The organism is Streptomyces sp. PL-29 (assembly GCF_058344425.1).
In genome coordinates this window covers 6,561,121-6,585,434 of record NZ_CP136996.1, presented here as the reverse complement: position 1 = coordinate 6,585,434, position 24,314 = coordinate 6,561,121, and the positions used below count along the sequence as shown (strand labels likewise).

23 protein-coding genes and 1 pseudogene are annotated in these 24,314 nt (G+C 71.8%); 13 read left to right on the top strand and 11 right to left on the bottom strand.

Annotated elements, in window-relative coordinates:
- The first annotated feature begins 111 nt into the window (after positions 1 to 111).
- The 4 genes and pseudogenes from R4Z63_RS30005 to R4Z63_RS29990 form a co-directional block, all read left to right on the top strand.
- Positions 112 to 822, top strand: coding sequence for a response regulator (locus R4Z63_RS30005; RefSeq protein ID WP_384454752.1), 711 nt, complete (start codon positions 112 to 114; stop codon positions 820 to 822).
- 51 nt (positions 823 to 873) lie between these two features.
- A complete protein-coding gene (locus R4Z63_RS30000) occupies positions 874 to 1,068 on the top strand; it encodes a hypothetical protein (RefSeq protein ID WP_384454755.1) in 195 nt (64 codons plus the stop codon).
- The gene (locus R4Z63_RS29995; protein WP_384581645.1) at positions 1,013 to 1,633 is read left to right on the top strand and encodes a hypothetical protein; all 621 of its coding nucleotides are present in this window, start codon (positions 1,013 to 1,015) and stop codon (positions 1,631 to 1,633) included. Before R4Z63_RS30000 ends, R4Z63_RS29995 begins: the two co-directional genes overlap by 56 nt.
- Positions 1,634 to 1,984: 351 nt before the next feature.
- Positions 1,985 to 2,791, top strand: a pseudogene (locus tag R4Z63_RS29990) (IS5 family transposase); the annotation flags it as partial.
- 168 nt (positions 2,792 to 2,959) lie between these two features.
- Here the strand turns inward: R4Z63_RS29990 and R4Z63_RS29985 are convergent.
- From R4Z63_RS29985 to R4Z63_RS29975, 3 genes are all read right to left on the bottom strand, one after another.
- Positions 2,960 to 3,745, bottom strand: coding sequence for a S1 family peptidase (locus tag R4Z63_RS29985; RefSeq protein WP_384454759.1), 786 nt, complete (start codon positions 3,743 to 3,745; stop codon positions 2,960 to 2,962).
- Positions 3,746 to 3,934: 189 nt separating this feature from the next.
- Positions 3,935 to 5,257 (bottom strand): DUF4158 domain-containing protein, encoded by a 1,323-nt coding sequence (locus R4Z63_RS29980; protein ID WP_384454762.1) that lies wholly within the window; start codon positions 5,255 to 5,257, stop codon positions 3,935 to 3,937.
- 109 nt (positions 5,258 to 5,366) lie between these two features.
- The gene (locus R4Z63_RS29975; RefSeq protein ID WP_491522609.1) at positions 5,367 to 5,627 is read right to left on the bottom strand and encodes a transposase domain-containing protein; all 261 of its coding nucleotides are present in this window, start codon (positions 5,625 to 5,627) and stop codon (positions 5,367 to 5,369) included.
- A gap of 282 nt (positions 5,628 to 5,909) precedes the next feature.
- Between R4Z63_RS29975 and R4Z63_RS29970 the strand changes: the two genes are divergently transcribed.
- Positions 5,910 to 6,653: a class I SAM-dependent methyltransferase gene (locus R4Z63_RS29970; RefSeq protein WP_384454768.1), complete on the top strand. Its 744-nt coding sequence runs from the start codon at positions 5,910 to 5,912 to the stop codon at positions 6,651 to 6,653.
- Between the two features lie 175 nt (positions 6,654 to 6,828).
- Here the strand turns inward: R4Z63_RS29970 and R4Z63_RS29965 are convergent, their stop codons facing one another.
- Complete coding sequence (locus tag R4Z63_RS29965) at positions 6,829 to 7,317, bottom strand: hypothetical protein (protein ID WP_384456658.1); 489 nt, start codon at positions 7,315 to 7,317, stop codon at positions 6,829 to 6,831.
- A gap of 127 nt (positions 7,318 to 7,444) precedes the next feature.
- Positions 7,445 to 8,731 (bottom strand): extracellular solute-binding protein, encoded by a 1,287-nt coding sequence (locus R4Z63_RS29960; RefSeq protein ID WP_384682838.1) that lies wholly within the window; start codon positions 8,729 to 8,731, stop codon positions 7,445 to 7,447.
- A gap of 787 nt (positions 8,732 to 9,518) precedes the next feature.
- On the opposite strand from R4Z63_RS29960, the gene R4Z63_RS29955 reads away from it, so the two are divergent.
- From R4Z63_RS29955 to R4Z63_RS29945, 3 genes are all read left to right on the top strand, one after another.
- Positions 9,519 to 10,202 (top strand): RlpA-like double-psi beta-barrel domain-containing protein, encoded by a 684-nt coding sequence (locus tag R4Z63_RS29955; RefSeq protein ID WP_384456234.1) that lies wholly within the window; start codon positions 9,519 to 9,521, stop codon positions 10,200 to 10,202.
- 176 nt (positions 10,203 to 10,378) lie between these two features.
- Positions 10,379 to 12,406 carry a DNA helicase RecQ gene (recQ, locus tag R4Z63_RS29950; protein WP_384456237.1) on the top strand — a complete coding sequence of 676 codons (2,028 nt, stop codon included), beginning with the start codon at positions 10,379 to 10,381 and terminating at the stop codon, positions 12,404 to 12,406.
- Positions 12,407 to 12,506: 100 nt separating this feature from the next.
- Positions 12,507 to 13,469, top strand: a complete 963-nt coding sequence (locus tag R4Z63_RS29945; RefSeq protein WP_037916918.1) for a 5'-nucleotidase — start codon at positions 12,507 to 12,509, stop codon at positions 13,467 to 13,469.
- A gap of 69 nt (positions 13,470 to 13,538) precedes the next feature.
- Here R4Z63_RS29945 and tsaD read toward each other — a convergent pair whose 3' ends face one another.
- Together tsaD and R4Z63_RS29935 are read right to left on the bottom strand one after the other, a co-directional pair.
- Complete coding sequence (tsaD, locus tag R4Z63_RS29940; protein WP_384456240.1) at positions 13,539 to 14,609, bottom strand: tRNA (adenosine(37)-N6)-threonylcarbamoyltransferase complex transferase subunit TsaD; 1,071 nt, start codon at positions 14,607 to 14,609, stop codon at positions 13,539 to 13,541.
- 199 nt (positions 14,610 to 14,808) lie between these two features.
- Positions 14,809 to 15,549, bottom strand: coding sequence for an NIPSNAP family protein (locus R4Z63_RS29935; RefSeq protein ID WP_384456243.1), 741 nt, complete (start codon positions 15,547 to 15,549; stop codon positions 14,809 to 14,811).
- Between the two features lie 134 nt (positions 15,550 to 15,683).
- Here R4Z63_RS29935 and R4Z63_RS29930 point away from each other — a divergent pair, with 134 nt between their 5' ends.
- Complete coding sequence (locus tag R4Z63_RS29930) at positions 15,684 to 16,688, top strand: helix-turn-helix transcriptional regulator (RefSeq protein WP_384456246.1); 1,005 nt, start codon at positions 15,684 to 15,686, stop codon at positions 16,686 to 16,688.
- A 76-nt stretch (positions 16,689 to 16,764) separates the two neighbouring features.
- On the opposite strand, the gene R4Z63_RS29925 is transcribed toward R4Z63_RS29930, so the two are convergent.
- The gene (locus R4Z63_RS29925) at positions 16,765 to 18,675 is read right to left on the bottom strand and encodes a copper resistance CopC/CopD family protein (protein ID WP_384456249.1); all 1,911 of its coding nucleotides are present in this window, start codon (positions 18,673 to 18,675) and stop codon (positions 16,765 to 16,767) included.
- 228 nt (positions 18,676 to 18,903) lie between these two features.
- The gene (locus R4Z63_RS29920; RefSeq protein WP_384456252.1) at positions 18,904 to 20,268 is read right to left on the bottom strand and encodes an NAD(P)-binding domain-containing protein; all 1,365 of its coding nucleotides are present in this window, start codon (positions 20,266 to 20,268) and stop codon (positions 18,904 to 18,906) included.
- Between the two features lie 271 nt (positions 20,269 to 20,539).
- On the opposite strand from R4Z63_RS29920, the gene R4Z63_RS29915 reads away from it, so the two are divergent.
- On the top strand, positions 20,540 to 20,908 hold the full coding sequence (locus R4Z63_RS29915; RefSeq protein ID WP_037916904.1) for an ArsR/SmtB family transcription factor: 369 nt from the start codon (positions 20,540 to 20,542) through the stop codon (positions 20,906 to 20,908).
- Between the two features lie 85 nt (positions 20,909 to 20,993).
- Here R4Z63_RS29915 and R4Z63_RS29910 read toward each other — a convergent pair whose 3' ends face one another.
- Positions 20,994 to 21,770 carry an aquaporin gene (locus tag R4Z63_RS29910; RefSeq protein WP_037916901.1) on the bottom strand — a complete coding sequence of 259 codons (777 nt, stop codon included), beginning with the start codon at positions 21,768 to 21,770 and terminating at the stop codon, positions 20,994 to 20,996.
- A gap of 39 nt (positions 21,771 to 21,809) precedes the next feature.
- Complete coding sequence (locus R4Z63_RS29905) at positions 21,810 to 22,124, bottom strand: ArsR/SmtB family transcription factor (RefSeq protein WP_037916898.1); 315 nt, start codon at positions 22,122 to 22,124, stop codon at positions 21,810 to 21,812.
- Between the two features lie 248 nt (positions 22,125 to 22,372).
- Between R4Z63_RS29905 and R4Z63_RS29900 the strand changes: the two genes are divergently transcribed.
- The 3 genes from R4Z63_RS29900 to R4Z63_RS29890 all read left to right on the top strand — a co-directional run bounded on the left by R4Z63_RS29900 (position 22,373) and on the right by R4Z63_RS29890 (position 24,238).
- Positions 22,373 to 22,792 (top strand): arsenate reductase ArsC, encoded by a 420-nt coding sequence (locus R4Z63_RS29900; protein WP_384455944.1) that lies wholly within the window; start codon positions 22,373 to 22,375, stop codon positions 22,790 to 22,792.
- A 210-nt stretch (positions 22,793 to 23,002) separates the two neighbouring features.
- Positions 23,003 to 23,647 (top strand): CBS domain-containing protein, encoded by a 645-nt coding sequence (locus tag R4Z63_RS29895; RefSeq protein WP_037916892.1) that lies wholly within the window; start codon positions 23,003 to 23,005, stop codon positions 23,645 to 23,647.
- Between the two features lie 75 nt (positions 23,648 to 23,722).
- Positions 23,723 to 24,238 (top strand): CBS domain-containing protein, encoded by a 516-nt coding sequence (locus tag R4Z63_RS29890; protein WP_384455941.1) that lies wholly within the window; start codon positions 23,723 to 23,725, stop codon positions 24,236 to 24,238.
- Positions 24,239 to 24,314 lie beyond the last annotated feature (76 nt).

Sequence of the window (24,314 nt, the reverse complement as noted above, 5' to 3'; positions counted from 1 at the left end):
GGGTCGAACGACAGCAGCGTCCTGCCGTTCGTCAGGGGTGTGCCCGGACTCGGGACTGAATCTGTGGAGCCCGCCCTTCGCACGGCTGTGCGTCGGCCGTAGGCTCGCCGCGTGGAAAAGACAACACCGGGCAGTCGGCCGGTCCGGGTCCTGGTGGCCGACGACGAGGCGACGGTCCGGGCGGGGGTGCTGGCCATCCTCGCCCGGGACGAGCACGTTGAGGTGGTCGCCGAGGCAAGCGACGGGCATGAGGCCCTCGCGCTCAGCCGCCTGCACCGGCCGGACGTGGTCTTGCTGGACATCCAGATGCCTGGCCTGGACGGGCTGACGGCAGCGGCGCGGCTCCACCGGGAGTCGACAGCGATCGGTGTGATCATGTTGACGACCTTCGGCCAGGACGAGTACGTCACCCGGGCCCTGGAAGAGGGCGCCGACGGCTTCCTGCTGAAGGCGGACGACCCGAGAGAACTCCTCAACGGGGTAAGGGCGGTGGGAGCCGGCGGGGCCTACCTGTCCCCGCGGGTCGCTGGCCGGGTCATCGCCGGGCTGCGCGCCCACCGGGCTGCGCACCCTCACCGCTCACTGGAGCGGCTCACCGAACGGGAGCGCGAGGTGCTCGCCGGACTCGGGACGGGACTGTCCAACGCGGAGATCGCGAGTCGGCTGCACCTCGTCGAGGGCACGGTGAAAGCACACGTCAGCGCGGTATTTGCGAAGCTGGGCGCACGCAACCGAGTGGAGGCGGCCATCTCCGCGTACGAGGCAGGCCTGGTCCCGTCGGGCCCCCGCTGGCCAGGGGCCGGCAACCCCGGTACAGAGTGATCGTGTCCCATCAAGCAACGTTACCCCTGTCGACGACGGCGCACAGGCGCCGTGTACGAGATGAAGCGGCTCGGCCGCGACGCCGCCGAACTCACGGCGCTGGCCGACCACCTGACCGCCCACGGCCTGGCCTTGGAGATGCTGGCCGGCCCGCTGCCCGGCATCTACGACCCGTCCGGCCCGCGGCCGGATGCTGTTCGGGTTCTTCGCCGCGATGGCCGAGACCGAGCGCGAGAGCATCCGTGAAGCCACCCTCGAAGGGCTCGACGCCGCCTCCCGCAAGGGCAAGCACGGCGGCCGGCCCCCCGTCATCACCGACGACATGCTGCACACCGTGCTGCGGCGCCGCGCGGCGGGCGAGTCCGTCGAGAAGATCCGGCCCGACCTGATCACCCCACTGGCAAGCGCAAGGGACAGAACCCCGGCCTGGCCAGCATCTACCGGGCGCTCGCCGAGCACGAGAAGCGCCAGGCGTACCCCGAAGCCGTCGGAGCGGCCCACGCCGACTTCGCTGCCCTCCATGCCGAAGGCGCCGACCGGTCGCTCTGAGCTACTGGTCACTTCGCCGGACCTTTGGGAGGACAGGGCACAAGGCCGGGGTACGAGCGCCTCCTCGACGAGGCGAAGGCCGAGCTGCCGGCCGAGCCCTGCGCGGAGTGCGCGTATCCCAAGCCGACATCGACGAGGGTGGGCAGTCGTGACGACCGGCATACCCCGGAGGCGGGTTGAAGGACCGCCGAGCCGGAGACGGGGACGACCCGGTTCCTGGGCTCATGGATGGTCTTCAGGGACGAGGCCGGGCAGCACCTGAAACCCGCCAAGGGGCGCACCCGGTCGGGGTGGAGCCGCACTCCGCCGGCCAAGGGCGAAGCGGGGGAGCGTGCGTTCCAAGCGCTCGCGGTCACGCTCGGGGCGACTGAGGGTCATGTCCCTTGACGTGGTGTAGCTGATCATTCGGCTGTGCCGTGATACGCGTACCTGCCGCACCAGAAGAAGAAGCCCGACGACCCCTACATCCGCACGGTCATGGCGCAGATGGGCGCGATCGAGTCCACCCTGCAGCTCCTCGCCAACCTGGAGTGAACCCCGGAAAGGCAACGGGCCGCGACCGCCCCGCAGTTGGCCCCTTCTTCAGGTCGCGGCCCGGCACCCCGTCGTGCCACTGTCCCGCTACCGCTACCCCTCCGACACCAGCGACATCGAATGGGCCCTCCTGGAACGGCTCCTGCCCACCCCCGCCTGCCGGACCCCGAAGGGCGGGGCCCCGGAGAAGTGGCCCCGCCGGCGCGTGGTCGACGCCATCCGCTACATCACCGACAACGGGACGAAATGGCGTGCGTTGCCCGCCGACTTCGGCATTCCATGGCGCACGGTGTTCGGGTATTTCGCCCGCTGGGCGAAGGCCGGCGTGCTGCGGCACATCCTCGACCAGCTCCGTCGGCGGTTGCGGCTGTACCGCCGGCGGTGTCCCTGGCCGGTCCGGGTGATCGTGGACTCGCCGTCCGTCAAGGGCGCGGAGACCGTGTCGAAGGCGACGCGCGGCTACGACGCGAACGAACACATAAATGGGCGGAAGCGGCACCTCCTGGTTGATCAGGACGGCCTGCTCGTCGACCTGCTCGTCACGCCCGCCGACGTCCAGGACCGGGACGCGGCCCGCGTCCTGCTGACCCGCCTTCACGCCGAGCACCCCGAGATCGTCCTGGTCTGGGCGGACAACGGCTACGGCGGAGACGAGTTCAGCACCTGGGCCCAGACCACCCTCGGCATCACCGTCAAGGTCGTCTCCCGGCCCAAGGACGCCAAGGGCTTCGTCTTGTTGCCCAAGCGCTGGGTGGTTGAGCGGTCGAATTCGTGGACGATGCGGGCCCGCCGCAACGCGAGGGACTACGAACGCCTCATGTCCCACGCCGAAGCCCACATCCAGTGGGCCTTCATCACCCTCATGACCCGCCGCCTCACCCGCTCCCGCCGCCAAGCCAAGGCGTCGACGGTCAGCCTCGCCGCCGACTGACGACCAACGCGCTGCCGCTGCCGTTCGGAACGGCGACCATCGACGCCCAACCGAACGGCAAGCCGGAGAACCACCATGCTCCATGGCGCTGTGACCTGAGGAAAGGAGGTGTGACGCAGCTTCTTAGGGGCGGAGCATGTCGGTGATCCACAGGAAGGGTTGTGAGTTGTTGGCGGAACCGCGATAGCCAACCTTGACGTAGGACTGTTCGTCGCCCGGCGTACACGATGTCGGATCGTGTCCGACTCTAGCCCGTACCACTGCCACCACACGCGGTCCGAGCGATGTGCTCACTACCAGCGGACCGCCGCTGTCGCCGTAACAGACAGCAGTGTCGGGCCCGGAGGCGAACAGTGTGTAGTGGTTGTCCCGGAGGTCCACGATTTTGACATGAGCCCTTTTCAGAGACCCACTGGACTGAGTGGACGTCGACGACGTGAAGCCGTATCCGTAGGCCCGGGCGGCAGTTCCCTCATTCCACTCGGACAGCACCCGGCTGTCGGCGAGGTCGAGGTCGGGTTGCGTCGAGGCCGTGCTGAGTTTGACCAGCGCGACATCACACAGTTCCGGTCTGTCCGGGGGGCAGTAGCCGCCGTAGTCCCACATACGACGAGTGTCCGCCACGGTGCGCTTCTCGCCCCCTGTGGAAGCCAGACGCCCACGGCCGATGGTCACAGTGTCCCCGATCTTCGGCTGACAGTGCGCGGCGGTGAGCACCCACTCCGGCTTGATCAGCACACCTGAGCAGTAGGTGCGCTGTTCCACAGGCGTCCCGTTGTTTGGCCTGATCAGGGCGGCGGCCCACGGGTAGTCGACTTCCTCTCCCCCGACGATCGCCACTGCCGACGGCGCGGATGCGGTGAACAACAGCGCCGAAATACATGTGACCAGCAGACGTTTGACTCTCAAGACGGGTCTCTCCCCAGGGCGGCATTGCGGTGATGCTCCGAAACGGTGCGTCACCATGTCACGCACCGTTGAAATCAGAGGCTATGCAGCGGCATCCGGCGGAGGAGGGGAACCGCCCCACTCGCCACCGATTGGGTGAACTAGCCGGGTACACCGTTGACACCTGTACATCCCCCTGCGGCCGCACGATCACCCGTCCATCGACGCCCAACCGAACGGCAAGCCAGAGCACCGTGCACTTCCCAACGCTGCTACCTGCAGAAAGAGGATGTGACACAGCTTCTTACCGTCGACGCCGTCGTACTTGGCCAGCAGCGCGAGCGCGTCCATCACCGGCCGGTAGGCGGTGTGGTCGCACCGGAAGCCCAGCGTGTTCAGCAGCGGCGGCAGCATCTGCCGGTAGTACGAGCTGTACGACGACCGGAGCGTGGTGCGGACCTTGGCCTTGAACACCTTCTCGTTCGCCTTCGCCTCGGCCACCAGCTCCCGCAGCGTCCTCTCACCCACCACCGGGAACAGGGCCCGGCGTACGACCTCGTCGGGGTTGTCGACGGCGGCCGTCGACAGCTTGAAGAGGATACCCTCCTTGCCGCGGACCTTCTTCAGCTCGGCGGTGAGCTGCTTCTCCACCCGCCGCTCGGCGCGGGCATTGATCTTGTGGACCAGGGCGACCAGCAGCTCGACCAGGGCGTCGGTGATCTCCGCCTGCCGCGACCAGCACAGCGCCGCGAGCAGCGTGATCCGCACGCCCTGAGCCGTGTCGCGGAAGTCCGAGGGGTACATCTTGATCGCCCGCGCCCGCCAGGCGGCCACCAGCTTCTCCGAGCAGTCCGCGAACAGCCCGTCGGGCGCCCCGAGCTTGCGTACATCGTTGGGCTTGGTGATCTCGGTGAGCAGGGAGTCCAGGCCGACCGCGCCCGGGTCGCGCTTGAGCGCGGCCAGCAGGGCGGTGCCCTCCTCGTTGTCCTGCGCGACCAGGGACAGCGGCCGGGTCGTGCCCGCCTCGCCCAGGCGCTCGATAACGCGGGCGCAGAACGTCGCCTCCCACCGGCCCCGGGCCGCGACCAGCATCTTCTCGACACAGGTCCGGCCCGGCGGCTCGATCTTCCGCGCCCGGTACTCGACCAGCAGGGCATCGCACTGCCGGTCCTCAACCAGCTCGACCGGGTAGACCTCCGCGGCCAGCCACCTGGTGAGTGCCTCCTCGTCCGCGAGCGCAACCGGCCGGAACCCGAGCGCCTCGCGGATCTGCCTGCGGTGCCGCTTCGCGCCCGCCAGGTCGTACTTCGCAAGCTCGGCCGCCGGGACCTTCACCAACCCGGCGACGTACTCCACCGCCGGCTGCGGGAACTCCTCGACGAACTCCGGGAACCTGGCCTCGATCTCGAAGAACTTGAGCATGAGGCAGAAGCCCAGCCGGGTCGGACCCGACTTGTTCGCGACCAGCTCCCCGTCACCATCCACCAGGGTCCAGCACGCCACCACGTCCTCTGGTGACCACTCCTGCCGCACACAACCCCCTCGCCGTCGGGCCCCCCACGGGCGTTCACCCGCTCAGCTCAACGAGAGCGCAGGGCGCCGGGAAGCGGCGCGTGCGGACCTCCCAGGAACTACCGGCGGGTTACTTGTTCCCCGGTGTCTGCGCTAGGAGTTCGGGCACAATCAGGGAGATCGAACTGGGTGCCGTCCAGGGCGCGGAGCCGCAGACCAGTCGCGCAGGTAGGAGGCGACGCCGCTGCTCGGCCCGGCTGTGCTTGGCTATCGCCGCGTCGACCAGCTCGATGGTGAACACCTTCGTCAGAATCCCGATGCGCACCCGCTGCCCTGCCCTGCCCCCGTCACACCCGGGGCAGCGTCCTCCGCGCCCCACAAGCAACTGCATGGGGCGGAGGCGGCCCTTGGCCCCGGACCCGGGTCGCGTCCCCCGGTGACCGCCGCCGGTGTGCCTGCGGTGTGCGGCCCGGGGGCCGGGCCGCGCGCCGGGTGGCGGTGTCGGCTCCGACCCCTGCCGTACGCGACGCCGGGACACGGTCGGGATCTTTGTGGCTTCTGCCAGTACGGAGGCGGGCCCGGGTCCGTAGAGACTTCCCCACACGGGCCGCGGCAGCGCGCACCCGGCACGGGGGTCGCGGCCGTGGAATGTCGCAACGGGGAGGACACCACCATGAGCGCACAGCAGCAGTACGACGAAATCGGCGAGGCCTACGAGGGGTTCAAGGCCCTGCCCCTGGAACAGTACGTGGTGATACCCAGCTTCCTGAGTCTGGTCGGTGAAGTCTCCGGAAAGTCGGTCATCGACCTGGCCTGCGGAACCGGCTTCTACAGCCGGGAGTTGAAGCGGCGCGGCGCCTCAGAGGTGCTCGGTGTCGACATCTCCGGTGAGATGATCGCCGTGGCACGGCAGTTGGAGGACGCCGATCCGCTCGGTGTGCGCTACCAGGTCGGCGACGTGGCCGAACTACCGCCCGTCGCACGGGCCTTCGATGTCGCCCTGGCCGTCCAGCTGCTCAACTACGCGCCGGACATGGCCACCACGGAGCGCATGTGCCGCGCACTGCACCGCGCATTGAAGCCCGGCGGCGAGCTCTTCCTGCTCAACCAGTCGCCCGACTTCCGCTTCGACGGGCCCAGCCCGGAGCCCTACGGTTTCCGCAGCGAGCTCACAGGTGTGGAGGTGGAGACCGGGCCGCAGGTGCGGACCACGGCGCTGCTCGACCCGCCGGTCTCCTTCATCGCCAACCGCCCGCGCCGCGAGGTGTACGAGAAGTGCCTGCAGGCGGCCGGATTCAGCGAGCTGGCCTGGGTGCCGATGGCGGTGTCGGCGGCCGGTGAGCGCGCCTTCGGCGCGGAGTTCTGGGCGGACCACCACGCCAACCCGCCGCTGGAGATGCTGCACTGCCGGGCCTGACGGCGACGTGGCGGCGCGGCCCCGCCGCGGGGGGACGGGGCCGTGCCGCCACGTCGCCGCGCCGCCGGTTCAGTCCGCGCATCGCGCGGCGACCGTGCGGGCGGCCGCGGGGGTCGGCGGCGTCCGGGCGCCGTCGACCCCACGCCGTCACCGGCACGGCCTCGACGGCCGGCCTTCACACCGTGGCCGGCTCCTTTCGGACCTGCTGGACCTCCCGGGCCTCCCGGGCCTCGCCGCCGCCGCGCGACAGTCGGGCGTGCAGGACGGGACCGCCGAGGGTCACCGCGGCGAACAGGATCCCGGCGGTGATCAGCGCCGGGTCGGAGAACCACAGGCCGACCACCTGGTCGACGACCAGTGCCACCGCCACCAGGAGGACCTTCGCCGCCGCCAGGCCGAGGAAGAGGCGCCGGTCGAGCTGCGCCCTGCCGCTGCGGGCGAGGCGGCGGCCGACGAGACGGCCGACGACGCTGACGCAGAGCACCAGCACGAGGACGCGCAGCGCGTGCTCCCACGCGGGGGTGTCCCCGCCGAAGGCCCACACCACGCCCATGGCCGCGCCCGCGGCGGCGTAGGCGATCAGTGCGCGTAGGGACCCGGCCGTCGTGCGCCGTTCGCGGACAGGGCTGTGCCCGGCACACGCTCGGGCGCTGTAGACGGACATGTCTCGCCTTTCCTTACACAGATCACATATCTTGATGAACAACGCAAAACAACTTGCACTTCGAGTGTCATATGTTCGGGGGCGGCCGTCAAGCCCCTCCCTGCGTCCGCCGTCGTTTCTGCCGCGGTCAGTCCCCCTCGGCGGCGGCCTCGGCCTTGTCGGCCAGGTCCTCCAAGACCGCCTTCGGGTCGGCGTCCGGGGCGACGACACGGCCGATGTTGCGCTTGATGGTGTCGCTGACCGCCACCCACGACGGGTCGTCCACCGGGTAGAGGCGGGCCGTACGCAGCGCGCTCAGGAAGTCCTCGTCCGTCGCGCTGAGGCCGCCGCCGGCCGGGGTGCGGGCGGCGGAGACGGTGGCCGGCAGCAGGTGGTAGCGCCCCACGAAGTCCGACAGGTTCTTGTCCTGGTAGACGAACTCCAGGAAGCTGCCGATCTCCGCCCGCTTGTCGTTCTGTTTGAACGCCACCATCCAGTCCGCGACGCCCACCGTCGGCGGGGCCTCCTCGCTGCGCAGCGCGTCGGAGACCGGCATGGCGACGGTGCCGACACGGATGCCCTTCGCGGCCGCGTCGTGGGCGAGTGACGGATAGCCGTTGAGCATGCCGACCTCGCCCCGCAGGAAGGCCGCGAACGCGTCGGCGCGGTTCATCTCGGACGGGGCCGTGGGCCCGACGAGGCCGGGAGCGACCAGGTTGTCCCGGACCCACTGCCAGGTACGGACGTTCTTGTCGGAGGCCAGGCTGTAGTTGCCGCTGCTGTCGGCGTAGCCGCCGCCGTTGCTGAGCTCCCAGATCAGCGCCTCGGCGTGGGCCTCCTCGGGCCCCAGCGGCAGGGCGTACGGGTACGTCACCCCCTTCTCCTTGAGCGCCTTGGCGGCGGCCTTGAGGTCGGACCAGGTCTTGGGGGCCCCCTTGACGCCGGCCTTGGCGAACAGCGCCTCGTTGTAGAAGAGGAGGCGGCTGCTCGCCACGAAGGGCAGGCCGTACAGGCGGTTGTCGAAGGTCCCCGCCTCGGCGAGGGGCGGCAGGAAGTTCGCCTCGGCTCCGACCGAAAGGAGTTCCTCGGCGGAGTAGAGCTTCCCCTGCGCGGCGAAGTCCGAGTAGGAGCCCATGAGCGCCACGTCCGGCGCCTTGCCGGCCTTGACCATGCGGGACACCTCGCGGTCGATGTCGGCCCAGGGCAGCAGCTGGACCTCGACCCTGAGGCCGGGGTGGGCGTCGGAGAACGCGCCGGTCACCTTGTCCCAATAGGCCTTGGAGCTGGTCGCCGGGGTGTCGCCGTACTCGGCGGCCACCAGGCGGAGCGTGCCGCCGCCGGCTGCCCCGCCGTCCGCGGCACCGCATCCGGAGAGTTGCGGCAGGAGGCCGAGTACGACCGCGGTGGCGGCCGGCCCGAAGATCTTTCGTCGCACGAGCGTATTCCCCTGGTGTCACTTGGATGTCGCCGCGCACGGCGCACACCCTTGCGGAGGGATGCCCTGCGGCCCGGTGGCCGGAATCATCTCCCGGGATGGGAGTGATTGATTCCGCCCTGACGGCAGGTGTGGCCGATGATCCAGTCACAGACGTGCCGAGTCGTCTGTTCCCACGAGAACCCGGCCGTACGGACGCGCGTAGAGCCGACCGGGGGCGACCGGGCCTGTTCGACGGCACGGCCAACGGACCAGTCCGGGGCGGCGGCTCGTCCGGGCGAGGCCCGGTGTTCACGGTGCCCGACGGCCTTCTCCGAGGGCATGCCGCGGCCCGGGGCTCTCCTGATGCGCGTCGGGCGGGTGGCCGCCGGCGAGACGGGGCGACGCGCCCCGTCTCGTGGGCGGTGACGACGAACTGCCCCCGGCCCCGGACGCCCCGTGTGCCGAGCAGCCCCCTGCGGCCGCGCCCGCCGAAGGGTTAAGGCGGGGTCAACGCAGTCTTAAGGATCTGCCGAGCGCGGTCCGCCGCGCGGCGTCCCGGACGGCCGGCACGGGCTCCGTACACGTCGGCCACCCCGAGCGGCAGGGCTCCCACCTGCGGCTTCGCGCGCAACCCGGAAGCCCGGGGGCGTCCCGGCGTGCCGTTCGCAGCAGCACGGAAGCCTGTCCCCGTCGGATTTGTAAGACGGCGACAAGAACCGGACCCGCCCGCGACCGGGGGCGTATGCAGGACACGGGGAGCCAGTGACCATCGGATCGAGGAGTGTCCATGTCCCGGAAGCGGACTATGAGTCCTACGAAGAAGCTCGTGCTTTCCGTCACCACGGGTGCCCTGGTGGCAGGCGGGGCGATCGTCACGATGGCGACGGGCAACGCGTCCGTTCCCGACGCCGTGTGCCAGGGCTCGACGGTGACGCTGTCGGGCGAGGCCGGTCCCCCGGCAGCCACCAGCGGCACCTTCCCCACCGGCACCAAACTCAAGGTCACCAACCTCGACAACGGCCAGGCCACGACCGTCACCGTCAACGGCCCCTCCGGCAGCTGCGTCCTGCTCAACAACGCCGCCTTCGACCAGGTCCGCGAACCCGGCAAGAACCTCATCCGACGCGCCCGCATCGAACGCGTCGGAGGCGGCAACGCTCCCGCCACGGAAGCCGGTCCGGCCGGGCCCGCCGCCGCGGCGACCGCTCCGGCGGGTGGGCAGGCAGGCGCGCCTGCCGCCGGTGACGTGGTCTGCCCGGGCTCGACGGTGACGCTGTCGGGCGAGGCCGGTCCCCCGGCAGCCACCAGCGGCACCTTCCCCACCGGCACCAAACTCAAGGTCACCAACCTCGACAACGGCCAGGCCACGACCGTCACCGTCAACGGCCCCTCCGGCAGCTGCGTCCTGCTCAACAACGCCGCCTTCGACCAGGTCCGCGAACCCGGCAAGAACCTCATCCGACGCGCCCGCATCGAACGCGTCGGCTGACCTTCCGCAAGGCCCCGTTCGGGGCCGGTCGGTGCTCTGGCGGGACACGGCGCCCGCCGCGTCCCGCCAGAGCACCGCCCCCTGCCCTACCGAAAGGGCCCGCAGTACCCCGGCCCGGCGCCGCACCGGCCTCCGTACCGGCCCGGCGTGTCGGCGGGTGCCGTTAGGCTTCGTGGATGGCCCTTCCGGACACATTCCCCGACGCCTCCGCCGCTCTGCAGGTACTGCACCGCGTGTTCGGATACAGCTCCTTCCGCGGCGAACAGCAGGAGATCATCGAGCAGGTGATCGACGGTGGCGACGCGCTCGTGCTGATGCCGACGGGCGGCGGCAAGTCGCTCTGCTACCAGATCCCGGCGCTGGTCAGAGAGGGCACCGGCGTTGTGATCTCGCCGCTGATCGCGCTGATGCAGGACCAGGTGAACGCGCTGAACGCGCTCGGTGTACGGGCCGGCTTCCTCAACTCGACGCAGGATCCGTACGAGCGGCAGGCCGTCGAGCAGGCCTTCCTCGCCGACGAGCTGGACCTGCTGTACCTCGCCCCCGAGCGGCTCCGCACCGAGAGCGCCCAGCGGCTGCTCGACCGGGGCAGGGTGTCGGTCTTCGCCATCGACGAGGCGCACTGCGTCTCCCAGTGGGGCCACGACTTCCGGCCCGACTACCTCGCGCTGTCCATGCTGCACGAGCGCTGGCCGAAGGTGCCGCGGATCGCGCTGACCGCGACGGCCACGGAGGCCACCCACGCCGAAATCGTGGCGCGGCTGGGCATGGAGGACGCCCGGCACTTCGTCGCCAGCTTCGACCGGCCGAACATCCAGTACCGCATCGTCGGCAAGAACAACCCGCTCAAGCAGCTGCTGGAGCTGATCCGGACCGAGCACGCCGGGGACGCCGGGGTCGTCTACTGCCTCTCCCGGGCGTCCGTGGAGAAGACCGCGGCCTCCCTGGTGGAGCAGGGCATCGACGCCGTGCCGTACCACGCCGGTATGGACGCCCGGGCCCGCGCGGCGAACCAGGCGCGGTTCCTGCGGGAGGAGGGGGTCGTGGTGGTGGCCACCATCGCCTTCGGCATGGGCATCGACAAGCCGGACGTCCGTTTCGTGGCCCACCTCGACCTCCCGAAGTCGGTCGAGGGCTACTACCAGGAGACGGGCCGTGCGGGCCGCGACGGCGAACCCGCCACCGCATGGCTGGCCTACGGCCTTCAGGACGTGGTCCAGCAGCGCAAGCTCATCGACGGTTCCGAGGGTGACGAGGCGCACCGCCGCTCCCTGGGCATGCACCTGGACGCCATGCTGGCGCTGTGCGAGACGGTCGAGTGCCGCCGCGTCAGGCTGCTGGCGTACTTCGGTCAGGCGGGGACGCCCTGCGGGAACTGCGACACCTGTCTGGCGCCGGCCGAGTCCTGGGACGGGACCGTCGCCGCGCAGAAGCTGCTGTCCACCGTGTGGCGGCTGGCGAAGGAGCGGCGGCAGAAGTTCGGCGCCGGCCAGATCATCGACATCCTGCAGGGCAAGAAGACTGCCAAGGTCATCCAGTTCGACCACGACGCCCTCTCGGTGTTCGGTGTGGGGGCGGACCTGGGCGCCGCGGAGTGGCGGGGCGTCGTGCGCCAGCTGCTGGCCCAGCGGCTGCTGGCAGTGGAGGGCGACTACGGCACGCTGGTGCTGACGGAGGACAGCGCGGAGGTGCTCGGGGGGCGCCGCAGCGTCCCGATGCGGAAGGAGAAGGCCCCCGCCGCGCCCTCCCGCAAGGCGTCGGGGTCGCGTACGGGGAAGGGCGCCCGTGTGCCGGTCGACCTGCCGGCCGCGGCCGAGCCGGTCTTCCTGGCCCTGCGCACCTGGCGGGCGGAGACGGCGAAGGAGCAGGGCGTCCCGGCGTACGTCGTCTTCCACGACGCGACGCTGCGGGAGATCGCGACGCTGCTGCCCGGCACGGTGGAGGAGCTGGGCACCGTCGGCGGCGTCGGCGAGGCCAAACTCGCCAAGTACGCCGAGGGCGTCCTGGACACCCTGGCGTCGTGTGACGCCGGTGCGCCGGGCCCCGCCTCCGCACGCCCGTCCGAGTCCGGCGCTCCGACTCGCCCAGGTCCGGCGCACCCGGCGTCCTCGGCGTCGGCCCGGTCCGCCGCACCGGAGGACGACGAACCCCCCTTCGACCTGGACGAGATGGATCCGCCGCCGTGGGACGAGGATGGGCGGTAGCCGCACGTCGGTCTCGACGGTGTCGGGGGTTGCCAGGGATCGACAAGGAGGAACAGGCGATCATCATTCCGGTGTCGCACACGTGCCAGCAGGGGGCGCCATGAGGTACGACCTGTCCGAGCGGCTGGTGATCGGGATCGCCTCCAGCGCCCTGTTCGACCTGTCCGACTGCGACGCGGTGTTCCGGGAGCAGGGCGAGGACGCGTACCGGGCCCACCAGGAGACCCATGTGGACGACGTCCTGGCCAAGGGCGTGGCCTTCCCCTTCGTCCGGCGCCTGTTGTCGCTGAACGACCTCGCCGATCCCGCGGATCCGCTGGTCGAGGTCATCATCCTCTCGCGCAACGACCCGGATAGCGGGCTGCGCGTCATGCGCTCGATCGCCGCGCACGGCCTGCCCATCAGCCGGGCCGTCTTTCGGCAGGGCCGGTCGGCACACCGGTTCATGCGCGCCCTCAACATGTCCCTGTTCCTGTCGGCCGACGGGGCCGACGTCCGGCAGGCGGTGGCGGAGGGGCTGCCCGCCGGGCACGTGCTGCAGACGGCGCGGGTCGACGACGAGAGCGACCGCGAACTCCGCATCGCCTTCGACTTCGACGGTGTGCTGGCGAGCGATTCCTCCGAGCGCATCTTCCAGAACGCCGGCATCGACGGCTTCCGTGCGCACGAGGTGCTCAACGCGGCCACCCCGCACGATCCGGGCCCCTTGAGCGAGTTCCTCGCGGGCATCAACCGCATCCAGCGCCGCGAGGAGGACAGGCGGCGCGAGGACCCCGCCTACCGGCTGCGGCTCCGGGTGTCCCTGGTCACCGCCCGGGACGCCCCCGCGCACGAGCGTGCCGTGCTGAGCCTGAAGAGGTGGGGGCTGCGGGTCAACGACGCGTTCTTCCTGGGTGGTATCGACAAGGCCGCCGTGATGAGCACCCTCGATCCGCACATCTTCTTCGACGACCAGGTCGCCCACCTGAACGGCACGGCACCGGCCACCCCCAGCGTGCACGTGCCGTTCGGCGTCGTGAACACCGCCGCACCGGCCCCCGCACCCCCGTCCGCCCCCGGGTGAGGAGCGCTCCCGGGCCGTCCCGGCACCGGCCGTAGGCGCGTGGCGAGGCCTGCCGGACGCCGGGGGGCGTCAGGCGGCCCGTACCGCCGGCCGGGCGCGCGGGGTGAGGGCGGCGTACTTCAGGGGCGCGGACGGGTCGATCGACACGTCGAGGGGCGCCGGCTCGGCACCGGAGCGGAACAGAAGGGCGCCGACCGCGGCGATCATCGCGCCGTTGTCGGTGCACAGCGTCATCGGCGGGACCCGCAGCTCGATCCCCGCCGAGGCGCACCGCTTCTCCGCGAGGGCGCGGACGCGGGAGTTCGCCGCCACGCCCCCGACCACGATCAGCGTCCTGACGCCGTACGCGCGGCAGGCCGCGAGCGCCTTGCGGGTGAGCACGTCGGCCACGGCCTCCTGGAGGGCGGCCGCGCCGTCGGCGACGGGTACCGCCTCGCCGCTCCGGGTGTGCTGCTCGACCCAGCGGGCGGCGGCCGTCTTGAGACCGGAGAAGGAGAACGCGTACGGGTCGTCGGAGGGCCGGGTCAGCGGGCGCGGGAACGCCACGGCCTGCGGATCACCGTCCCGGGCGGCCCGGTCGATGGCGGGGCCGCCCGGATACGGCAGGCCCAGGATCCTGGCGACCTTGTCGAAGCACTCCCCGGCCGCGTCGTCGAGGGTGTCGCCGAGGTGGAGGATCGGCTCGCGCACGAGGTCCCGTACGAGCAGCAGCGAGGTGTGGCCGCCGGAGACGATCAGCACTACGCACGGCTCGGGCAGCGGGCCGTGCTCCAGGGTGTCGGCGGCGACGTGCCCGGCCAGGTGGTGGACTCCGTACAGCGGCACCCCGGCCGCGTAGGCCACGGCCTTCGCCCCGGCCAGCCCGACCTGGAGTGCCCCGGACAGCCCGGGGCCGGTGGTGACCGCGACGGCGTCGATCCCGCCGATCCGCAGCCCGGCCCGGTCGAGGGCTTCCCGGACCACCGGGTTGAAGGAGTGCAGGTGGGCACGGGCGGCGATCTCCGGCACCACGCCGCCGAAGCGGGCGTGCTCGTCCATGCTCGACGCCACCACGTGGGCCAGCAGTCTGCCGTCCTGCACGATGCCCGCCCCGGTCTCGTCGCACGACGACTCGATCCCCAGTACCACCGGTCCGGCCATGGCCCCACTCCTTATGCGATCATTCAGTATCTGCAATATATGTGCAACAAGGGTGCAGGGGCGCCGCCCCTCCTGCCGCACGTCCGGACCGGTGCGCGGCCCTGTCGTCCACGGTGTCCGCCCGCCCAGCCGCCCCCGGTCATCGGCGGCCACGCCGCCCAGCCGTCGGTCGCCGGGCTGTCGGCAGACGCCGGCGGCCTCAGGAGATGAGCGAACGGCCGGTGGGTGCGAGGCGCAGGGTCCGAGGAGCGGACGCCTGTTCCCGCTCCAGCGCCGGCAGCACTTCCTCCCGTGCGACGCGGTGTGCGCGCAGGGCGGCCAGGTGCCGCCGATGAGCGTCCTCACCGGGGTGGGAGGTGAGAACCACGACCGCGTTCTCCCCGGTGCGGACCGGCAGCCGGGAAAAGGTGTTGGGTGCCGTCTCGGTGGCGTACACGGCGAGCGGTGCCGCTCCGGTGCCGCGGAGCAGCGGGAGGAGGCCCTCTCTGATCAGCCCGGCCCCGAAGCTCCGTCCGGGCGGGAAGGACCACACCGTCGCGGACACGAAGCGCTCGGGCGCCGGGGTCCCGGGGCGCGGCCGCTCGGCTGGGGCGGCATGAAAGCCGCTGCCCTCCGTCAGGGGGCGCAGGAGGAGGACGTCGTCGGAGTCGGTCATGGCGGCATTGGCCTCGGTACGGTGCCGCGCCCAGACGGGGCCGCCGTAGAAGGACGTGAGCGCGTCATGCCGTGCCGCCATGTCAGGGAAGCCGCGCAGCCAGACGAAGCGGTCCGGGTCGTCGAGGTCGCGGAATTGGCCGAGGACGACCATCCCCTGCTCCTCCTGCGATTCGACCAGCTCCCGGTCGAAGAGATCGATGAGGCCGTCGCGGCGGCCGGGACGCAGCGTGTACTGGCGGAGCTCGATCACGGCGAGGTGGCGGGCCGGGTCGATGGGCGGCACGGCGAACTCTCCTTCTGCTCGGTCGGTGGCGGTCCGGTGCGGTCCGGTGGGCGACGTCGCCTTGCCCGGTGTCCGGCCGACGGTAGACCTCGCGCGTGCCAGGTGCTGTCAGGGTTTCCGGGGAGAATGAGCCCATGTCTGCCGGTCGCCTCCTGTCGGTCCTGCTGTTGCTGCAATCGCGCGGCCGCTTGTCCGCACGGGCGATTGCCGAGGAGTTGGGCGTGTCCGTGCGGACGGCCTACCGTGACGTGGAACGGCTGCAGGGCGCCGGGATACCGGTGTACGCGGAGCCCGGGCGCGCGGGCGGCTACCGGTTGCTCGACGGCTATCGCACCCGCCTGACCGGTATCAGCGAGGGTGAGGCGCGGGCGTTGCTCTTCGCCGGGCTGCCGGACGCGGCCGCCGATCTGGGGCTCGCGGAGGAGGTGTCGGCGGCGCGGCTGAAGCTGCTGGCCGCGCTACCTGCGGGGCCGCGGGAGGAGGCGGCGCGGACGGCGGCGGTGTTCCATGTGGACGCCCCGGGCTGGTACCGGGAGCCCGAGCGGACCCCGTACCTGCCGCTGTTCGTCGACGCGACGCTCACCCGGCGGGTCGTGCAGGTGCGCTACCGGCGCTGGCGCGCACCGCAGGAGGTCTCCCGCCGTCTGCACCCCTACGGCCTGGTCCTCAAGTCCGGCGTCTGGTACGTCGTGGCCGCCACGGAGGACGCAGCGGCGCCGTACCCGACGACGGCGACCTACCGGGTCGCCCAGGTCCTCGACGCGACACTGGGCGACGAACGCTTCGACCGGCCGCGGGAGTTCGAGCTGGGCGCCTACTGGGCCTCCTACCTCGCGGACTTCCGGGCGCGCCGCTACACGGGGACGGCCACGATCCGGCTGTCCCCGCGGGGACGCCTGCGCCTGCCCGACAACGTCGCACCGGAGGTGGTGCGGGCGGTGGACGCCACCGCGACCGCCGTCGGCGGGGAGGGGTGGGTGGATGCGGTCGTACCGACGGAGAGCACCGCGCACGCGTGCGGCGAACTGCTCCGACTCGGCGCGGACGTGGAGGTCGTCGCACCGGCCGAACTGCGCCGGGCCATGACCGACACCGTGGGATCGCTCGCCCGGACGTACGGCCTCACCGGCCCGGCCTGACCTCGTCGGCACGGCCGGCCGCGCTGCGACCGGGGAGCGGTCGGCGCCGCTCCCCCGGAATGTATCGGCCGGGGCATCACCTCGGCACCGGCGTGACGCGGACGCTCTCGCGCACGGTCACCTGGTCGATGTCGGTGGTGCGCACCGTGATGTTCAGGATCCACTCACCGGGCATGGGGATCTGCAGGTCATAAGCAGCCCAGTACCCCTTCTGGTTCTTGAGCCGGGCGTCCAGGGGGCCGATCCCGAGGTCGTCCTGGGTGAGGGTGAGGCGGAGTTCCGGGACTGCGGCGAGACCGCCGTCGGCGGTGAAGACGACGGCTTCGACCGTGTTCTCGCCGACCTGACCAGGGGTCAGCGTGATCTGCACCGTGCCGCGGTGATGAGGCTTTCCCATGTCGAAGGGGACCGTGACCACCTTCACCCGCGGCTCCTCCGCGGAGGCCGCCGGGCTCCCCCCTTCGGCGGCTCGGCCGGGCTGGGTACCCGTGAGCAGCGTGGTGATCGCCAGGATCAGGACACCGAGTGCGGCCTCGACCGCGACCGTGCGGCGCAGGCCGCGCCGCTCGGTTCCGGCCTCCTGTGCGGGCGGTTCCGGTTCGTCGCCCCGCCGGTCCCGCTGCGGCGCTTCGGACGCGGGTCCGGGCCCCGTACCCGCCGGAGACGAGGTTGCGCCGACCGTGTGAGCGGCGGGAACCCGCTCGGGAAGGGCCGGGGTCGGCGTCCGCCCGGTCGCCGCCTCGCGGACCAGGCGGGCGGTCCAGCGGCGGGAGAAGGAGGCGACCCACAGCGTCAGGACCACGACAACCGTCTTCACGACCAGGGTCTTGCCGTAGGAGGTGGTGGTCAGCGCCTCCCAGGACCCGACTTGCCGCCAGGACTGGTACGCCCCGGTGCCCACCAGGACGGCGACAGCAGTGCGAGCGAGCCGGGAGAAGCGGCCGATCCCGGCCGCCGGGATGGCCGGACCGCCGGGTGCCCGGCTGCGCAGGAGGAGCAGCAGCGTGAGCAGACCGCCCAGCCACACCCCCATGGCCAGGAGGTGTACGACGGCGACCGGCATGGCCAACGCCACCTGGAGGCCGGTGGATGCGTGTTCCGCCGAGGCCCAGGTGAAGGCGAGGGCCACAGCCAGGAGCACACAGGCCAGGCGGAGCCGGGCGGAGGGACCGCGGGCCGGTGGCGCGTCGTCGAGGAGGCCGAGCCGCGAGGCCGACCGCTTCAGCAGCACCGCGGCGAGGACCAGGAGCGCGAGCCGCGCGACGAGCGCGCCGCCCGGCCTCCCGGAGACGGTGCGGGTCAGCTGGGCGGGGTCGAACACCGACGTCACCGCGTCGGCCGTCTCGTACGGGCCGCGCAGCAGCACCAGGGCCACCGTGGACGCCGCCAGAGCCGTCCACCCGATCACCAGCAGCCTGCGCACCGGACGGGCCGCGCCCGCCGCGGGCCTGCACACGAGGACGACCGCGGCAGCTCCGACGAGGAGGGCCATACCGCTGTAGGCGACGTAGCGGAAGATGCCGTACAGGCGGCCGACCGCCGTGCCGTCCGGCGATCCCGCCACCAGCACCGCCGACGTCTCGGACGGCTCTCCGAGAGAGAAGGTGAACGCGCCGGAGATCGGGTGGCCGTCGGCGGAGACGACCCTCCAGGCCACCGTGTAGGTGCCCCGGGGCAGGTCGTCGGACAGCTCCACCCGGGCGGTGTTCTCCTTGCGGTCCACATGCTGCGCCGGGCGGGGGTTCACCCGCTCGTTCCGCGGCGACAGCACCCGCAGCGAGTCTTCGACGAAGCCCACCGACTCCGTGAAGGTGAGCGTGACGTACCGGGGGTCCGTGGTGAGGACGGCGCCGTCGCCGGGGTCGGATCCGCTCAGCCCGGCATGCGCGCAGGCCGGTCCGGCCCCGCCGAGGAGCAGCGCGCACAGGGCGGCGAGCAGCGCCAGGACGGTCGACGGCCTCCTTGCGGAAGATGATCCACTGGGCATGAAGGCACGGCCTCCGGAGCGACAGTCGCGGGTGGTGGCACCACCGGCGGGAGTCCGTTCGGTGGGGGGAGTTGTGGACGATAGTGCCGCTGCCGAAGGGGCCGGACGGATCTAGCAACTTCGGCTAAAGACAGCGCGGACGGCGCGCGCCGGGCCGCTCCCCCTTGTATGGCCCCTCCCCTGCGTGGCCGCCCCGGTAGCGGCCACGCAGCCGTGCTGTCGCCGGCCTCAGCAACCGCCGGAGGCGGCAGGCGCCGCGCCGATGCTCAGGGTGGCCGGGGTTCCGCAGCATCCGCCGCCGGCCTCTTCCGTTGCTGCGGGCTCGTCGAAGAGACCCGCGCCGCCGCAGACCCCGGTCTCCGGGAGGGTGAGCTCGACGCGCTCCGCCGCCTCGCGATCCCCCGCGAGGTGCGCGGCGATGGAGCGGACCTGCTCGTAGCCGGTGAGGGCGAGGAAGGTGGGGGCGCGGCCGTAGGACTTCATGCCGACCAGGTAGACGTCCTTCTCCGGGTGGGAGAGCTCGCCCACACCGTGGGGGTAGACGGTGCCGCAGGAGTGCTGGTTGGGGTCGATCAGTGGCGCGAGCTCGACCGGGGCCTGGAGGCGCTCGTCGAGACCGAGACGGAGCTCGTCCAGGAAGTCGAGGTCGGGGCGGAAGCCCGTGAGGACGATGACTTCGTCCACCGGTTCCAAACGGCGGCCGTCCTCCCCGACGAGAACCAGGCGGCCGTCCCCGTCTCGCTCGAAGGCGTCGGTGCGGAAGCCGGTGACCGCGTCGGCGTGGCCGCCGTCGACCGCGGCCTTCGCCGCCAGCCCGAGGGCGCCGCGGGCGGGCAGTTGGTCGGCCTCGCCACCGCCGAACGTGGAGCCGGAGATACCCCGGCGCAGGATCCACGTCGCGTGCGTGCCCCGGCCGTCGTCGGCCTCGGCGAGGGCGGCCAGGGAGGCGAGGGCGGTGAAGGCGGAGGCGCCGGAGCCGATGACCGCGGTGCGCTTCCCGGCGTAACGGGCACGGGCGGCGGGGTCCTTCAGGTCCGGGACGCGGTAGGTGATGCGGTCGGCGGCGGCCTTCTCGCCGAGGGCGGCCAGTCCGCTGCCGCCGGCGGGACTCGGGGTGGACCAGGTGCCGGAGGCGTCGATGACCGCGCGGGCGAGGAGGCGGTCTTCGTGGCCGTCGGCGTTCTCGTAGTGGACGACGAAGGGCTGGGCTTCACGGTCGGCGTCGACGATGCGGTCGCGGCCGGTGCGGGAGACACCCGTGACGCGGGCGCCGTAGCGGACCCGCTCGCCGAGCACGTCGGCGAGCGGTTGGAGGTAGCGCTCGGCCCAGTCACCGCCGGAGGGGTAGGAGTCCTCGGCGGGCTTGGTCCAGCCGGTCGGGGCGAGGAGCTTCTCCGCGGCCGGGTCGACGACCTCGCCCCAGCGGGAGAACAGCCGCACGTGGGCCCACTCGCGCACCGCGGCCCCGGCGACGGGGCCGGCCTCCAGGACGAGGGGGGTGATGTCGCGACCCAGGAGGTGGGCGGCGGCTGCGAGTCCGGCGGGGCCGGCTCCGATGACGACGACGGGCAGCTCGGTGGTGGTCTCGCTCATGGCAGATCTCCGGTCTTCGCGCAGGCGGACGGACGGATGGGTGGGAGTCGCGGGCGGTCAGCAGCAGCGGGTGCGACAGCAGGGCGCGAACCGGTCGGGAGCAGGGGTGACCGGATCGTTCATGACGACTCCCGGTTGTTTCGACGTTCGTCAATGGCTTGTGCGGTCAGCATGACACCTGCATCGACAGACGTCAACATAGACATTTATCGAATTAACAGGCCGAGCCGACCCCCTCCACCCTTGGTTCGATGTGTGTCAACATAGATGTATGTCGAATGCGAAGGTTCTGCCGCTACTGGAGCCCGACGTCGTCGCAGCCTGCTGCCCGCCCCTGACCGAGCGCCCGATGTCGGCCGGGGAGGCCGAGGTCGCGGCGAGGATGTTCAAGGCCCTCGGCGACCCCGTGCGCCTGCGCCTGTTCTCCGCCGTCGCCTCGCACGAGGGCGGCGAGGCGTGCGTCTGCGACATCTCCGACGTCGGCGTCTCCCAACCCACCGTCTCCCATCACCTGAAGAAGCTGAAGGAGGCCGGCCTACTGTCCTCCGAGCGCAGGGGGACGTGGGTGTACTACCGGGTCGAGCCGTCGGTGCTCGCCGCCATGGGCGCACTGCTGACAGGCGCCGCGAAGACGGCATGACAACGGCGCGGCTCGGGCGGCCGCCGCCCGAGCCGCGCCGAGTGGGCCGAGCAGCCGCCGATCACCGCCACTCCCGTACCCCGCGTCACTCCGGGGGCGCCGCGCCGTCCCCCGTGCCGCGCAGGAAGATGACCGCCACCAGAGCCAGGCCCACCACGGCGCCGACGAGCTGCACGGCGACGAAGCCGGGCACCGAGGCCGGGGCGATGCCCGCGAACGTGTCAGTGAAGGCACGCCCGATGGTGACGGCCGGATTGGCGAAGGAGGTGGAGGAGGTGAACCAGTAGGCGGCGCCGATGTACGAGGCGACCGCGACGGGAGCGAAGCGCAGCCGGTCCGTGCGCGCCAGACCGAAGATCAGCAGGATCAGACCGGCCGTGGCGACGACCTCACCGAGCAGGAGGTTCCCGGCGGAGCGGTCCTGGGTGGACCATTTGACCAGCGGTTCCCCGAACATCGCATCCGCGAGGATCGCGCCCGCGATGGCCCCCGCGACCTGCGAGGGCAGGTAGACGGCCAGCTCGCGGGCGTTGACGCCGGCGCCGCCACGACGGGCGGTCCACCACTCGGCCAGCGTCACGGCGGGATTGAAGTGGGCACCGGAGACCGGGCCGAGGAGTGCGATCAGGACGCCGAGCCCGAACACCGTCGCGGTGGAGTTGGCCAGCAGCTGCAGGCCCACGTCCTGGGTGAGTCGCGCGGCCTGGATGCCCGAGCCGACGACGACCGCGACGAGGGCCGCGGTGCCGACCAGCTCGGCGGCCGCGCGGGAGATCAGCGGGGTGCGGGGCGGGGTCGCTCCGGGGGCGGGCCGGGGCGGGTCGGCAGGTATCGAGGTGCCGACGGGCTGGGTCGCGGTCAAGACGGTGTCTCCTCGGGCAGTTGAGGCGGGGCGCGAAAGCTACGGGCAGGACCGCTTGACGTTCGCCTCTGCGGTCGCTCGCGCGGTCCGGGCGAGGTCGGCGAACCGGCCGGCGAGGGCTTCGATGACTTCCGGGCGCAGGCGGTAGTAGATGTACCGCCCGCACGGCTCCGTCTCGACGACCCCTGCTTCCCGCAGCACCCTCATGTGGTTGGAGAGGTTGGTCTGCTTGGCGCCCGTCTCCTCCACCAGGTGGGTGGTGCAGAGCGTCTCACGTGCGAGCAGGGTCACGATCCGGAGCCTGAGCGGGTCGGCCAGAACCCGGATCAGATCAGTGTCGACTGACGTCATCATGGGCTGATACTGTCACATCAGCCGAGGCTGACACCAGCTTGAACTGACCCTGCCGGCCCCTTGAACTGGCTCACGCGCCCGGCCCGGCCGACACCCGGGCCGGGGCCGCCGACGCCGTCGACACCCGGATCGCCGAGGGGTTCGACCGGCCCGCGCGCCGAGACCCCACAGCTCCGCAGTTCCGCAGTTCCGCAGTTCCGCAGCCCGACGGCTCCCCACCGCGGTCGCCTCACCCGAAGGAAGAACAGATGCCCTCCGCTCCTGCCGCCTCCGTCCTGTTCGTGTGCATCCACAACGCCGGCCGCTCCCAGATGGCGGCCGGGTTCCTGCGCCACCTCGCAGGCGACCGCGTCGAGGTCCGCTCGGCCGGCTCCATGCCCGGCGAGCAGATCAACCCCTCCGCCGTCGCCGCCATGGCCGAGCTGGGCATCGACATCTCCGACCAGAAGCCGAAGGTCCTCACCCCCGAGGCCGCCCAGGCCTCCGACTACATCATCACCATGGGCTGCGGGGACGCCTGCCCGTACTTTCCCGGCAAGACCTACCTCGACTGGCAGCTCGAGGACCCCGCCGGACAGGGAGTCGAGGCCGTACGCCCCATCCGGGACGAGATCAAGGGCCTCATCGAGGGTCTGATCAGCGAGATCGACGCCACGTCGAAGGCCTGAGGCGCCCCCGCCCGCGGCCACCGGCTCCGGGGCACCCTCCAGCGCGCGAGACGGAGCCGGCTCGGGGCCACTCGGACCCCCGTCGTGGGCCACAGGGCCCTGCTCAGGCATGCGCTCGGGTGCTGAGATGGGGACAGGGTCCCATCCGGCCTCCACGCCCCACGGGGCGAGCGGCGGCACCCGTGACCGAACGCTGTGAAGGAGCTGGTCATGCCTGCATCGCGCTACACCGTCAGCGACGTCATGACGCACACCGCCGTGGCCATCGGCCGGGAGGCGTCCTACAAGGAGATCGTCGAGCTGATGCACGAATGGAAGGTGAGTGCGGTCCCCGTCCTGGAGGGGGAGGGCCGGGTCGTCGGAGTCGTCTCGGAGGCCGACCTGCTGCCCAAGGAGGAGTTCCGCCGTGCGGAACCCCTCCTGCCGGACCAGCTCGACGAAGCCGCCAAAGCCGGCGCCGTCCTCGCCGAGGACCTGATGTCGAGCCCGGCGGTCACCGTGCACCCGGGCGCCACCACCGCCGAAGCGGCGCGCATCATGGCCCGCAAGCACGTCAAGCGCCTGCCCGTGGTGAACGACGTGGGCATGCTGGAGGGTGTCGTCAGCCGCAGCGACCTGCTGAAGGTGTTCCTGCGACCGGACGAGGAACTGGAGGAGGAGATCCGCCGGGCCGTATTGGACGAGCTCGCGCCGGGTGTACCCCTGCGCTTCTCCGTGTTGGAGGGTGTCGTCACGCTCCGGGGACCGCTCCACGACCGCGCCCTGATTCCCCTGCTGGCCCACGCCGTCCGCGCGGTCGAGGGCGTCGTCGACGTCCGCATGGAAGTCGACGGTGCGGTCTCGGCCGTCGCCTGACCGGCGCGGACACCGCCCTCGCCGGCGCTCCGGCCCGCCGTCGACCGCATGGGATCCAGGGGAAGGAGCCGGACGATGAAGGTGTCCGCATGCATGTCGGCGCCCGCCGTGTCCGTCGAGGTCGCGACGACGATCGGGGAGGCGGCCCGTCGCATGGACCTCCACGGCGTCGGCTGCCTGGTCGTGACGGAGGGAGGCGCGCTGCGCGGCATCGTCACCGACCGTGACATCGCCGTGCGCGCCGTGGCCGGAGGGCTCGACCGCGACGCCCCGGTGGGCGCGGTCATGACCACCCCGGCCGTCACCGTCGACGCCGCCCAGGACATCCACGCGGCGTACCGGGCGCTCCGCACCCGTGGCGTCCGGCGCCTGCCCGTCCTGGACGGGCATCGGGTCGTGGGCATGCTGACCGTGGACGACCTGCTCATGGACGTCTTCCGCAGGGTCGCCGACCTGCTCGGCCCGGTCGCCTGGAGCGTCCTCGAGGAACCCCCCGGCCCCCAGGACGAGATCGGCCCGCGCGGGCGCACGGGCGAAGAGGGGCGGACGGGCGAACAGGATCCACCGGCTTCCCGTGCCCGTGCGTCCTGAGCATGCGGTGCACGGCCGTCGGCCGCGGCCCCGACGGCATCGGCGGTGACGGCGGCGGCCGGCCTCGCCGCCCGCG